The sequence below is a fragment of the Sphingobium sp. D43FB genome, from assembly GCF_002312805.1.
GTDB lineage: Bacteria > Pseudomonadota > Alphaproteobacteria > Sphingomonadales > Sphingomonadaceae > Sphingobium.
Genome location: NZ_NMUA01000001.1, coordinates 1 through 12,492, shown reverse-complemented (window position 1 = coordinate 12,492; position 12,492 = coordinate 1). Strand labels below are relative to the sequence as shown.

Annotated in this window: 11 protein-coding genes and 1 pseudogene; 6 read left to right on the top strand and 6 right to left on the bottom strand. The window is 62.2% G+C overall.

The features are described 5' to 3' along the window. Positions 1–73: 73 nt before the first annotated feature. The 3 genes from scpA to SxD43FB_RS00045 all read right to left on the bottom strand — a co-directional run bounded on the left by scpA (position 74) and on the right by SxD43FB_RS00045 (position 4,501). Positions 74–2,227, bottom strand: a complete 2,154-nt coding sequence (scpA, locus tag SxD43FB_RS00055) for a methylmalonyl-CoA mutase (protein ID WP_096060472.1) — start codon at positions 2,225–2,227, stop codon at positions 74–76. Between the two features lie 189 nt (positions 2,228–2,416). Next, positions 2,417–2,854, bottom strand: coding sequence for a methylmalonyl-CoA epimerase (mce, locus tag SxD43FB_RS00050; RefSeq protein WP_096060727.1), 438 nt, complete (start codon positions 2,852–2,854; stop codon positions 2,417–2,419). Between the two features lie 114 nt (positions 2,855–2,968). Continuing rightward, positions 2,969–4,501: an acyl-CoA carboxylase subunit beta gene (locus tag SxD43FB_RS00045; protein WP_096060471.1), complete on the bottom strand. Its 1,533-nt coding sequence runs from the start codon at positions 4,499–4,501 to the stop codon at positions 2,969–2,971. 221 nt (positions 4,502–4,722) lie between these two features. On the opposite strand from SxD43FB_RS00045, the gene SxD43FB_RS00040 reads away from it, so the two are divergent. Next, positions 4,723–6,138, top strand: coding sequence for a helix-turn-helix transcriptional regulator (locus SxD43FB_RS00040; RefSeq protein WP_069064809.1), 1,416 nt, complete (start codon positions 4,723–4,725; stop codon positions 6,136–6,138). Positions 6,139–6,147: 9 nt separating this feature from the next. Here SxD43FB_RS00040 and SxD43FB_RS00035 read toward each other — a convergent pair whose 3' ends face one another. Further along, on the bottom strand, positions 6,148–6,597 hold the full coding sequence (locus tag SxD43FB_RS00035; protein WP_096060726.1) for a DUF983 domain-containing protein: 450 nt from the start codon (positions 6,595–6,597) through the stop codon (positions 6,148–6,150). A 132-nt stretch (positions 6,598–6,729) separates the two neighbouring features. Between SxD43FB_RS00035 and ychF the strand changes: the two genes are divergently transcribed. From ychF to SxD43FB_RS00010, 5 genes are all read left to right on the top strand, one after another. Beyond that, the gene (ychF, locus tag SxD43FB_RS00030; protein WP_096060725.1) at positions 6,730–7,830 is read left to right on the top strand and encodes a redox-regulated ATPase YchF; all 1,101 of its coding nucleotides are present in this window, start codon (positions 6,730–6,732) and stop codon (positions 7,828–7,830) included. Positions 7,831–7,833: 3 nt separating this feature from the next. Further along, entirely contained in the window at positions 7,834–8,367 is a 534-nt protein-coding gene (locus SxD43FB_RS00025) for a DNA-deoxyinosine glycosylase (RefSeq protein ID WP_096060470.1), read from the top strand. A gap of 68 nt (positions 8,368–8,435) precedes the next feature. Then, positions 8,436–9,710: an ectonucleotide pyrophosphatase/phosphodiesterase gene (locus SxD43FB_RS00020; RefSeq protein ID WP_096060469.1), complete on the top strand. Its 1,275-nt coding sequence runs from the start codon at positions 8,436–8,438 to the stop codon at positions 9,708–9,710. A 21-nt stretch (positions 9,711–9,731) separates the two neighbouring features. Beyond that, a complete protein-coding gene (locus tag SxD43FB_RS00015; protein WP_096060468.1) occupies positions 9,732–11,285 on the top strand; it encodes an alkaline phosphatase D family protein in 1,554 nt (517 codons plus the stop codon). A 60-nt stretch (positions 11,286–11,345) separates the two neighbouring features. Further along, a complete protein-coding gene (locus tag SxD43FB_RS00010; protein WP_096060467.1) occupies positions 11,346–11,810 on the top strand; it encodes a MaoC family dehydratase in 465 nt (154 codons plus the stop codon). A 141-nt stretch (positions 11,811–11,951) separates the two neighbouring features. On the opposite strand, the gene SxD43FB_RS24570 is transcribed toward SxD43FB_RS00010, so the two are convergent. Beyond that, positions 11,952–12,215: a hypothetical protein gene (locus tag SxD43FB_RS24570; RefSeq protein WP_141249435.1), complete on the bottom strand. Its 264-nt coding sequence runs from the start codon at positions 12,213–12,215 to the stop codon at positions 11,952–11,954. A 50-nt stretch (positions 12,216–12,265) separates the two neighbouring features. Then, positions 12,266–12,492 (bottom strand): annotated as a pseudogene (locus SxD43FB_RS00005) (IS630 family transposase); the annotation flags it as partial.

Below are 12,492 nucleotides of genomic sequence, written 5' to 3'. Positions count from 1 at the left end.
GGACGGTGCCAACGTTTCTCGACTACGCTCGAAACGAACGGCTGTTGGGTGCGGATCAGGATGAAGAGGGTATTCAAGCGGCATCCTCCAGCCCCGCAGGGGGCATGTTGTGGCCGAGGAGGCGCAGCACGTCGGCGGCGCATTCCACGACATTGGAACCCGGTCCATAAATGCCCTGAACGCCCGCGTCACGGAGGAAGTCATAATCCTGCGGCGGGATGACACCGCCTGCAATCACCTTGATGTCGTTGCGGCCCGCTTCTCGCAGCTTGGCGATGAGGTCGGGGATCAGCGTCTTGTGGCCCGCCGCCAGCGACGACGCGCCCACGACATCGACGTCGCTTTCCAGCGCCAGCACGACGGTTTCTTCGGGCGTCTGGAACAGCGGTCCCGACACCACGTCGAAGCCCATGTCGCCGAATGCCGACGCGATCACGTTGGCGCCCCGGTCGTGCCCATCCTGCCCCATCTTGGCGACGAGGAGTTTGGGTTTGCGACCGAGGCGCCGCTCGACGGCCTGCACGCCGTCAAGAACCTGTTGCCAGCGGCTGTCACCCGCATAGGGCGCACTATAGACGCCCTTTACCGGCGTCGGCTGGGTGCCGTAGCGATCGAAACTTTCCTCCATGGCGGAGGAGATTTCGCCCAGTGTCGCGCGGGCGCGGGCCGCTTCGACGGCAAGGGCGAGAAGATTATTGTCGAGACTGGAGGACTTCGCCGCACCGTCGCGCAGCGCCTGCAAAGCGGCTTCACATGCGGCGCTGTCACGCTCCGCTTTCACCCGGTTGATGCGGGCGATCTGGCCTTCGCGCACCTTGGCATTGTCGATGTCGAGCGTTTCGAGGAAGTCCTCGGTCGCCAGACGATATTTGTTGACACCAACGATCACGTCATCGCCGCGATCTACCCGCGCCTGACGGGCGGCCGCAGCGGTTTCGATCATCGCCTTGGGCCAACCTGCCGCCACGGCCTTGGCCATGCCGCCATCGGCCTGCACCTTTTCGATGATCGCCCAGGCTTCATCGACCAGTTGCTGCGTCAGCGCCTCGACATAATAGGAGCCGCCCAACGGATCGACCACCTTGGTCATCCCCGTCTCTTCCTGGATTACGATCTGCGTGTTGCGCGCAATCCGGGCGGAAAAGTCGGTGGGGAGCGCGATGGCCTCGTCCAGCGCATTGGTGTGGAGCGATTGCGTGCCGCCCAACATCGCGGCCATCGCCTCGATCGTGGTGCGCATGACGTTGTTGTAAGGGTCTTGCTCGGTCAGCGACACGCCCGACGTCTGGCAATGCGTCCGCAGCATCTTGGAGCGCTCATCCTTCGCGCCCAGCTCCGTCATCGCCCGGTGCCACAGCACCCGCGCCGCACGCAGCTTGGCGATTTCCATGAAGAAATTCATGCCGATCGCGAAGAAGAAGCTCAGGCGTCCGGCGAACTTGTCGATGTCGAGGCCTGACGCGACGCCATATTTTACATATTCCATGCCGTCGGCGATGGTGAAGGCCAGTTCCTGCACCTGCGTCGCGCCCGCTTCCTGCATATGATAGCCGGAAATGGAGATGCTGTTGAACTTGGGCATCTCACGCGACGTATAGCCGAAAATGTCGCTGATGATCCGCATCGAGGGTTCGGGCGGGTAGATATAGGTGTTGCGGACCATGAACTCCTTGAGGATGTCGTTCTGGATGGTCCCGTCGAGCAATTTCCGGTCGACGCCCTGCTCCTCGCCCGCGACGATGAAGAAAGCGAGGATCGGGATCACCGCGCCGTTCATCGTCATGCTGACCGACATCTGGTCGAGCGGAATGCCGTCGAACAGGATCTTCATATCCTCGATCGTGTCGATCGCCACGCCCGCCTTGCCGACGTCGCCGGTGACGCGCGGATGGTCGCTGTCATAGCCGCGATGGGTGGCGAGATCGAAGGCGACCGAAAGCCCCTTTTGCCCAGCGGCGAGATTACGGCGGTAGAAGGCGTTGGATTCCTCGGCGGTGGAGAAGCCCGCATATTGGCGAATGGTCCAGGGCCGCCCGGCATACATGGACGCGCGCACCCCCCGCGTGAAGGGGGCAAAGCCCGGCAGGCCCGGATCGATCGTCACGTCCTCAGCCGTGTAGAGCGGCTTGACGGCGATCCCTTCCGGGGTCGCCCAGGTCAAATCCTTGCCCTTCACTTCCTTGGCGGCAGCGGCAGCCCATTGATCCAGCGTCGGCTTGTCGGTCATCGTTCAATCTACCCTGCTCCCTCCCCCTTGAGGGGGAGGATACGAAGGCTTGTCAGCTTGTCTGACTAGCCGAAGTTGGAGAGGGTGTTCGGCCCATCGGGTTTCGTACCCCCTCTCCGCTGCGACTAAGGGTCTGCTGCGCAGCCCCAAGTCTCGCTGCCTCCCCCCGCCGGGGGGAGGTTTTCATGCCTAGTGCCCGCCCTTCGGCGTCTCCATGATCTCGGTCAGCACCCCGTTCATATCCTTGGGATGCACGAAGAAGATCGGCGTCCCATGCGCCCCGATGCGCGGCTCACCCAGCACCCGCGCGCCCTTCGCCTCGAACCACGCCTTGGCCTCCAATATGTCAGGCACTTCATAACACATATGATGCTGCCCCCCGGCCGGGTTCTTGGCGATGAACGCCGTGATCGGCGAGCTTTCATCGAACGGCTCGATCAACTCGATCTGCGTCCCGGCCGTGCCGCCTTCACCCGGTGTATCGACAAAACACACCTTCACTCCCTGCGCGGGAAGATCGAAGGGTTCATGGATCTTCGTCGCGCCCATCACATCGCGAAAATAAGCAATGCTCTTTTCAAGGCTGGGTGTAGCGACGCCGATATGATTGAGGCGACCGAGTTTCATCATGCGTTCCTAAACTTCGTCATTCCCGCGCAGGCGGGAACCCATCTCCCACCCCATCCCAAGGCGCGAGGCCCGGAGATGGCTCCCCGCCTTCGCGAGGATGGCGGGTCTTAGTTAAAGCGGAATATTGTCATGCTTCTTCCACGGATTCTCCAGCGCCTTGTTGCGCAGCTTGCGCAGACCCAGCGCGATCCGCTTGCGCGTCGAGTGCGGCTGGATCACCTCGTCGATAAAGCCTTTTGATGCGGCCACGAACGGGTTGGCGAAGCGCGCTTCATATTCCGCCGTGCGCTCGGCAATCTCGTCCGCTGTCTTGCCACGGAAGATGATTTCGACCGCGCCCTTCGCGCCCATCACCGCGATCTCGGCGGTCGGCCAGGCATAGTTCAAATCGCCACGCAGATGCTTGGACGCCATCACGTCATAGGCGCCGCCATAGGCCTTGCGGGTGATGATGGTGATCTTGGGCACGGTCGCTTCGGCATAGGCGAACAGCAGTTTCGCGCCGTGTTTGATGATGCCATTATGCTCCTGCGCGGTCCCTGGCAGGAAGCCTGGCACGTCTACCAACGTTACGATCGGTATCTCGAACGCATCGCAGAAGCGCACGAAACGCCCGGCCTTTTTGGATGAGTTGATATCGAGCACCCCTGCCAGCACGAAGGGCTGGTTGGCTACAATGCCGACCGTGCGGCCCTCCACCCGGCCAAAGCCGCAGATGATGTTGCCCGCATGGGCGGGCTGCACCTCGAAGAAATCGCCCTCGTCCACGATCTTCTTGATCAGTTCGTGCATGTCATAGGGCTGGTTCGCATTGGCGGGGATCAGCGTGTCGAGGCTCGGCTCGATCCGGTCCCACGGGTCCGCGCTCGGCCGCTCCGGCACCGGCTCCTTGTTCGACGCGGGCAGGAAGTCGACGAAATCGCGCACCGCCAACAGTGCCTCGATATCATTCTCGAACGCCACGTCCGCCACGCCCGACTTGGTCGTGTGCGTCACCGCGCCGCCCAGTTCCTCCTGCGTCACTACCTCGTTCGTCACCGTCTTTACCACGTCCGGGCCAGTCACGAACATGAAACTGCTATCCTTCACCATGAAGATGAAGTCGGTCATGGCCGGCGAATAAACCGCGCCGCCCGCGCACGGCCCCATGATGACGCTGATCTGCGGCACCACGCCGCTGGCCAGTACATTGCGCTGAAAAATCTCGGCATAACCGGCGAGCGAAGCCACGCCCTCCTGAATCCGCGCACCGCCGCTATCGTTCAGCCCGATCACCGGCGCGCCGACCTTCAGCGCCATGTCCATGATCTTGCAGATTTTCATCGCGTGTCGTTCGGACACCGCGCCGCCATAGACGGTGAAGTCCTGGCTGAACAGGAACACCAGCCGCCCGTTGATCGTGCCCGATCCGGTGACCACGCCATCGCCGGGGATATGCGCTTCATCCATGCCGAAATCGACGCAATTATGCTCGACATACATGTCCAGCTCTTCAAAGCTGTCCTCGTCCAGCAACACCTCGATCCGCTCGCGCGCGGTCAGCTTGCCCTTGCCATGCTGGGCATCGATGCGGCGTTGGCCGCCGCCCATGCGCGCGCCTTCGCGCTTGGCTTCAAGCTGTTCGATAATGGCGAGCTTCGACATAGGCATATCTCTCCGGTCATTGCGCGGACGTCTTATAGCGGCTCTGTCCCAAGCTTTGCGACTTTTCGCAAATGTAAATTTGCTAATTTGCAAATCACGACTTCGCAAATTAGGAACTGGGAGCAGGCCTGTTCCGTGCCCCGGCGAAGGGCGGGGTCCAGTTCGGACCATGGGACTGGACCCCGGCCTTCGCCGGGGAACATGAAGCGGGGAACCCAAATATGGCACGCGGCAATCGTATCTTTGCAGGACCAAGGCTGCGCCAGTTGCGCCTCGATCATCGCATGGATCAGGCGACGATGGCGCAGGCGTTGGGCATTTCCGTGTCCTACCTATCCCAGATGGAGAATGATGACCGCCCCCTGACCGCCAAGGTCAAGGCCGCACTCGCCAATGCCTTTCCGACCGATTGGGCCAGCTTTGACGCGCGTGAGGATGAGCAGATGCTGGGCGCCTTCACCTTCGCGCTCAGCCATCCCGAATTGCCTGGCGTCGCGCTGGAGCCGGAACGGATCGAGAAATTGCATTTGCAGTTCCCGGAATTCGCGGCGCGCTATCTCGACCTTTATAATGCACATCTGCGGGCGAACGAGCGCATCAACATGATCGAGGAAGCGATCGCCAATGACAGCACGGTGCAGGCCCGGCTGCCATGGGAGGCGGCGCGCGACTGGTTTCATGAGGCGGGCAATTATGTTCACAGCATCGATTGCCTGGCCGAGGACATGGCCGCCAGCTTTACCGCCGGACAAACACTGGACGAAGGCATGCTGGTCGAAGCGCTGGCGCGGCGGCATGGCATCGAAACGCTGATCGCCGATACGCCCGACAGCGCGTTGCGATCCTATACCAGCAGTACCAAGCGGCTATTCGTCAACGCGGCGCTGCCGACCGAGAGCCGCAAATTCATGCTGGCGCACCAGCTCATGATGCTGGAGGGGCAGGCCGTGATCGCTGATGTGGTGAGCAAGGCGGGACTGCCGGTGACTGGGGCAGACCGTCTGCTGGCCATAGGTCTTGGTAACTACGCGGCGGGCGCGCTGCTGATGCCCTATGCCGCCTTCCGCGAAGCCGCCCGCACGATGCGCCATGACATCGACCGGCTCGCCCGCACCTTCGGCGTCAGTTTCGAACAGGCCTGCCATCGGCTTTCGACGCTTCAGCGACCGGGGCTGCGCGGCATTCCCTTCTTCTTCTGCCGCGTCGACATGGCGGGCAATATCACCAAACGCCACAGCGCCACCCGGTTGCAGTTCGCGCGGTTCGGCGGGGCTTGCCCTTTATGGAACGTGCATGAGGCGGTGGCGATCCCCGACCGGATCAACGTGCAACTGGGCGAAACGCCCGATGGCGTGCGCTATGTCTCTATGGCCAAGGGGCTGGTTAAGCCATCGGGCAGCTATAGCCGGACGCCGCGCCGCTTTGCCGTGGTGTTGGGGTGCGAGACGGCGCATGCGGCGAACTTCGTCTATGCCGATGGCCTGCAGCTGGACGTCGAGGGTGCGGCGACGCCGATCGGCATCACCTGTCGCCTCTGTTCGCGCCAAAGCTGCGACCAGCGCGCCTTTCCGCCCGCCGATCGGCCGATCCATGTCGACCCGGACAATCGGCAGATCGTGCCTTACTGGATTGGGTAAGGACTGAGGTTAGGGCTTCGTGCCTTGGCCATCATGTAATTTGGCCCACAGGCCCGCCGTGCCCGCTTCCTGCGCCTTCATCGTGAACTGGGCAGCGACCAGCCAGCCCTTGATCGGGCGCATGGGCAAAATGGTGGTCAGGATCAGCACGGGGACGCCAACGGCCAGATGGACCCACACGCCCGGCCGCGCCATGATTTCGAGCATGATGATGAAAATGACGCCGGGCACGCAGGCGAATAATTGCACGAATACGGCGGGGCCATCGGCAGGGTCGGCGAAGCTGTAATTTAGGCCACAGACTTCGCAATGATCGCGCATGGTCAGGAAGCCATTGAAGATATGCCCTTCGCCGCAGCGGGGACAACGGCCTAGTACACCCGTCTCATGCGCCGGGCGCTTGGGCCACTGGCGGCCGGTCTCGTCAACCCAATGGGCCTGGCTTTGCATGTCTGTCATGACGCTCCATGTGGCGCGTGCGAAGCGCATTGCAATTGGCCCTTTTGTCCTACCCCTTTGCGCGCCACTGGCCAAGGAGCGCACAAGGCGCTATCGCGCGCGCCAATCCTTCCGATCTTCAAAGGCAGTCAAATGGGTTTTCGTTGTGGTATCGTCGGTCTTCCCAATGTGGGCAAGTCCACCCTGTTCAACGCGTTGACCGAGACGCAGGCGGCGCAGGCGGCGAACTATCCCTTCTGCACCATCGAACCGAATGAGGGGCGCGTGGCCGTGCCCGATCCCCGGCTGGAGACGATCGCGAAGATCGGCGGGTCGGCCAAGATCATCGAAACGCAATTGGCGTTCGTGGACATTGCGGGTCTGGTGCGTGGCGCGTCCAAGGGTGAAGGGCTGGGCAACCAGTTCCTGGCCAATATCCGCGAGACCGACGCGATTGTCCATGTGCTGCGCTGTTTCGAAGATGACGACATCACCCATGTCGAAAATAAAGTCGATCCGATCGCCGACGCCGAAACGGTCGAGACGGAATTGATGCTGGCCGACCTCGAAAGCCTGGAAAAGCGCGTTCCCAACCTGTTGAAAAAGGGCGCGCAGGGCGACAAGGAGGCCAAGGCGGCCGCCGCCGTTCTGGGTCAGGCGCTAGACCTGCTGCGCGACGGCAAGCCCGCGCGCCTGACGGTGCCGCGCGACGAAGAAGAAGCAAGGCTGTTCGCGCAGGCGCAATTGCTGACCGCCAAGCCCGTCCTCTATGTCTGCAATGTCGAGGAAGATAGCGCATCGAGCGGCAACGCTCATTCGGCGCGTGTGTTCGAAAAGGCCGCGGCGGAAAATGCCAAGGCCGTAATCGTCTCCGCCGCCATTGAGGCGGAACTCGTCACCATGCCGGTCGAGGAACGGGCGGAATATCTCGAAGCGCTGGGCCTTGCCGAAGCGGGTCTCGCGCGGATCATCCGGGCGGGCTATGAACTGCTTGGCCTCATCACCTTCTTCACCGTCGGCCCCAAGGAAGCGCGCGCCTGGACCGTGGCGCGTGGATCGAAGGCCCCGCAAGCGGCGGGCGCGATCCATACCGATTTCGAAAAGGGCTTCATCCGCGCCGAAACCATGGCCTTTGACGATTATGTCCAGTTTAACGGCGAAGCCGGGGCCAAGGAAGCGGGCAAATGGCGGTCGGAAGGCAAGGACTATGTGACGCAGGATGGCGACATCATGCTGTTCCGCTTCAACGTCTGACCCTTGGCGCTGCGTCCCGGTCAATCGCCTGCGCAGCGCAAGGCCGCCTTCCCGCCCAGCGTCGATGCGGACACAAGGCTGCTGATCCTCGGCAGCCTGCCCGGTGATGCGTCGATCCGGCAGGGGGAATATTATGCCCATCGCGGCAACGCCTTCTGGCTGCTGATGGGCGATGTGCTGGGCGAGGATTTGCGCGGCCACCCCTATGCCATGCGGCTGAAGCGGTTGCGGGCACGGGGCGTCGGCCTATGGGATGTGATCGAAAGCGCGCAGCGTGAGGGGAGCCTGGACGGGGCCATTCGGGGGGCGGAAGTCCGCGATCTGGGGGCGTTCGTCGCGCGGCTGCCGATGCTCGAAGCGATCGGCTTCAATGGCAAGACCGCCGCGATGCAGGGGCGGCGGCAGTTGGGTGACCGGCCGGGCCTGACGCTGATCGACCTCCCCTCCTCCAGCGGCGCCTATGCCAGCCTGTCGCGCGCGCAAAAGGCCGAGCGCTGGGCCGCCCTGCGGTCGTGGATTGCCCCACCTGCCGCTTAGTGTCACTTTACCGTCATGGCATCCCTGCTAAGCGCCATGCTTCAAAAGCCCCTAATCATAGAGTCGCCATGATCCCCCGTTCGATAGCCGTTGCCCTTTGCCTGTCCTTATCCAGCGTGCTGGGGGCATGCGCTTCGGTCGAACAGCGTCCGGCCGTCGCTGCCCCGACAGAGGAACGCGCGCCGGTCACCATCCTGGTGTCGATCGACGGCTTTCACCCCGATTATCTCGAACGGGGCGTGACGCCTGTCCTTTCCGGGCTGGCTGCGGGCGGCGTCGAAGCGCCCATGCGCCCGTCCTTTCCGACCAAGACCTTCCCCAATCACTGGACCGTCGTGACGGGCAAGCGGCCCGACCATAATGGCATCGTCGCCAACAGCATGGAGGACGTTACCCGCCCCGATGAACGCTTCACCATGGCGAGCGACGATCCTTATTGGTGGAATGAGGCGGAACCGATCTGGGTAACGGCGGAAAAGGCGGGAATACGCACGGCCACCATGTTCTGGCCCGGCTCCAACGTAGCCTGGGGTGGCACGCGCCTGCAGCAATGGCCCTATACATTGGACGGCGGCACCCGGCCGAGCGACTGGGCGCAGTTCAATCAGCAGGTCAGTGGCACCCAGCGCGTCAACATGGTGCTGGACGTCCTTCGCCGCCCGGCCGCCATCCGCCCGCGCTTCGTCACCCTCTATTTCGACATCGTTGATACGGCCGGTCATATTTATGGACCGGATGCACCGGAAACCGCGCGCGCGGCAACAGAGGTGGACGGCCATATTCGTGACCTGATCGACGGTCTGAAGACTATGGGGCAGCCCGCCAATCTCGTCATCCTGTCCGATCACGGCATGGCCGCCAGCGCCAGCGACCGGGTGGTAATATTGGACAAGATCGCTGATCCGGCCGATTATCGCGTTGTCGAATCCGGTCCTTATGCCACGCTGGCGGCACAGCCGGGACGCGAAAAGGCGCTGGAAGCCGCTCTGCTCAAGCCCCACCCCCATATGCAATGCTGGCGCAAGGAAGCGATGCCCGCCCGTTTCCATTATGGCACGCATCGGCGCATCCCGCCCTATTTCTGCCTGGGCGAAACCGGGTGGGAGATTCAGCCGACCACGCCGACCTACGCCATAACCGGCGGCAGCCATGGCTGGGACGATCAGGCACCGGAAATGCGCGCATTGTTCATCGCGCACGGCCCGGCCTTCGCGGCAGGCAACAAGCCAAAGCGCGATTTCGCCAATGTCGATGTCTATCCCCTGCTCACGCGTCTGATCGGTGTCGCGCCGGTGCCCGGTGACGGTGATCCAGCCGCGCTTGCCCCCATTCTCGCACACTGACCTTCCTTCAGGACATTTGCCATGCTGACCCGTCGCCAGATATTGACCGCCGCCGCCACTGCCCCCGCCATCGGCGCGCCCGCTTTGCTGAAGGCGCAAAGCTGGTATGCGGGCTATCCCTTTTCGCTGGGGGTGACGTCGGGTGATCCGGCGGCGGATGGCTTTGTCATCTGGACCAAGCTGGCACCCAAACCGTTCGAGCCGCATGGCGGGATGCCGACCGTCCCGTTGCCGGTGAAGTGGGAAGTGGCAAGCGACGATCGTTTCAAGACGATCGTGGCGTCAGGCGAAGCCACCGCGCGGCCTGAACTTGGCCACAGCGTCCATGTCGAGGTGTCAGGGTTGCAGCCTGACCGGCCCTATTGGTATCGGTTCGCGCTGGCAGGCGACCAGTCGCCGCGCGGGCGGGCACGCACCTTGCCGCTGGCCTCGGCCAGCCCCAAGGCGCTGAAATTCGGCGTGGCCGGGTGCCAGAATTATGAGGACGGCCTGTTCACCGCGTTCCGCCATCTGGCGCGCGAGGATGACCTTGCCTTCGTCTATCATTATGGCGACTTCATTTACGAATATAAAAAGCGCGGACCGGACTATGACAAGGACGGACTGCCGGAGGCGCAGGTCCGCCAGCATATCGGCCAGGATTGCATCGACATTGTCGATTATCGGCTGCGCTATGCTCAATATCTGAGCGATTACGACCTGCAGGCAGCACGCGCCCGGCACACATGGTTCCCAACGTTCGACGATCATGAGATCGACAATAATTGGGTCCAGGATTTCGCCGGCAAGGGGAACAGCCCCGCTGAAATCTTCCGCTTGCGCCGCCAGGCGGGGCTGCAGGCCTGGTATGAATTTATGCCGGTGCGTGCGGCGATGATGCCGCGCAACGGCCTCATCACCAACGCCTATCGCGAAGCGCGGTTCGGCGATCTGCTGTCGATCGACTTTCTCGACACCCGCTCCTTCCGCACGGATCAGCCGTGTGACGATGGGTTCAAACCCTATTGCCCCGGCATCGACGACAGCAAGGCGATGGTCATTTCCGCCGAGGAGGAAAGCTGGCTGGTGCGCAACATGACGCGGGGCCAGACGAAATGGAATTGCGTGGCGCAGCAGATCATGATGATGTCGCTCGACCGCCGCCGCTATGCCGACGAGACCCAGAAAATCTATAATATCGACACTTGGGCCGCCTATACGGCGCAGCGCAGCCGGTTGCTGGCCAAGATGCGTGGTCTCGATAATGTCGTGGTGCTGACCGGCGACGAGCATCAGAATTTCGCCGGGCTGCTCGACAATGGCGACAAGGCCGTGGCGGTCGAATTCGTGTCCACCTCCATCTCGTCGGGCGGCGACGGGTCGAACCTGCGCACCGGCAGCGATGTAATGTTGAAGAACAACGCCGAGCTGAAATTCATCAACGACCAGCGCGGCTATCTGGTCTGCGAAGTCACGCCCGACGCCTGGACGACGCAGGCGCGCGTGATGGATCAGGTGTCGACGCCGGGCGGCGCGATCAGCACGCGAGCGACCATGACCGTCCCGCGCGGCCAGCCTTCGCTGCAAATCAGCTGACATTGACGTAAACGTAAGGGGTGATAGAACGGCATCCATTGCAAAAGGATAGGCGTGGCGATGGATGACATTCTCTATTTCGAGGACATTGAAGTCGGCGACAGCTTCGCCTTCGGGCCGTTGACGGTCAGCCGCGAGGAAACGATCGCCTTCGCCGCGGAGTTCGACGCCCAGCCCTTCCACCTGTCCGACGAGGCCGCAGCGACCACCCATTTCGGCACCTTGTCAGCCAGCGGGTGGCACACCACCGCGCTGTTCATGAAGATGTTCGTGACCGAGATGCAGAGGAATCCGGGGCGACAGGCGGCGAGCTTGGGCGCGATCGGCGTCGATGAGCTACGCTGGCTCCGCCCACTGCGCCCCGGCGACACGCTGCGCGGGACAAGCGAAGTGATCGACAAAAAGGCATCGAAAAGCCGCCCGGAAATGGGGATCGTGCGCAACAAGGTGACGATCCTCAACCAGGACGATCAACCCGTGCTGACGATGATCCCGATTGCGATGTGGCGCACGCGGCCGGTGTGAGGCTGGACGTTAGTTGTCGGCCTGCCTGAGAGCGGTCACTCCCGCTCAACCAGCTTTTCTACATAGCGATGGCTAGACTTTCCGATGCGTGAGGACGGTCGTGTCAACATGGCCATTTCGAATTTTGGTGGAAAGCGGACCTTAGCCCATCACGCCTGCTCGAGGAGAGGTGCCTGCCTTCATCCAAGCCCGCGCTTCCGGTGTGAACAGCAGGCCATACGCAACTAATTGACCGAAAGTCTGCAGTACAGTGATGAAGTGGGCACCTGCCAAAAGTCCATGTGCAGCCAGTGAAAAAACACTAGGTATACCAATAGCAAAGAGAATGATCGATATCCACATCGCGACACGGCTACGCCAACGGGAGACCAGCAGGGTCAGAGCAACGATCAGCGCGATGGTCAACGCTTGCGTTAGCAGGACGAAGACCGCTGAATTAGACTGCGTGGTTCCCGCTAGTGGATTGATTCCAACATTTGGTGCCCGCGCCTAACGGCGGCGATGATTTGGTCAGGGTCAGCCTTCCAGACGAAGGGGCGCGGCGCCTCATTATGCTCCTTGATGAAGCGGTTGATGGCGGCCTGCAGATCGACAACGGAGTGGAAGACGCCGTTTTTCAGCCGCCGCCGGGTCAACTTTGCAAAGAAGCCCTCGACGGCATTGAGCCATGAGCAGGACGTCG

Bases quoted from the DNA above. Each gene is read 5' to 3' on its own strand.
- mce (WP_096060727.1), bottom strand. From the start codon at position 2,854: ATGAAACTCGGTCGCCTCAATCATATCGGCGTCGCTACACCCAGCCTT.
- SxD43FB_RS00010 (WP_096060467.1), top strand. From the start codon at position 11,346: ATGGATGACATTCTCTATTTCGAGGACATTGAAGTCGGCGACAGCTTC.
- SxD43FB_RS00040 (WP_069064809.1), top strand. From the start codon at position 4,723: ATGGCACGCGGCAATCGTATCTTTGCAGGACCAAGGCTGCGCCAGTTG.
- scpA (WP_096060472.1), bottom strand. From the start codon at position 2,227: ATGACCGACAAGCCGACGCTGGATCAATGGGCTGCCGCTGCCGCCAAG.
- SxD43FB_RS00035 (WP_096060726.1), bottom strand. From the start codon at position 6,597: ATGACAGACATGCAAAGCCAGGCCCATTGGGTTGACGAGACCGGCCGC.
- SxD43FB_RS00015 (WP_096060468.1), top strand. From the start codon at position 9,732: ATGCTGACCCGTCGCCAGATATTGACCGCCGCCGCCACTGCCCCCGCC.
- SxD43FB_RS00020 (WP_096060469.1), top strand. From the start codon at position 8,436: ATGATCCCCCGTTCGATAGCCGTTGCCCTTTGCCTGTCCTTATCCAGC.
- ychF (WP_096060725.1), top strand. From the start codon at position 6,730: ATGGGTTTTCGTTGTGGTATCGTCGGTCTTCCCAATGTGGGCAAGTCC.
- SxD43FB_RS00045 (WP_096060471.1), bottom strand. From the start codon at position 4,501: ATGTCGAAGCTCGCCATTATCGAACAGCTTGAAGCCAAGCGCGAAGGC.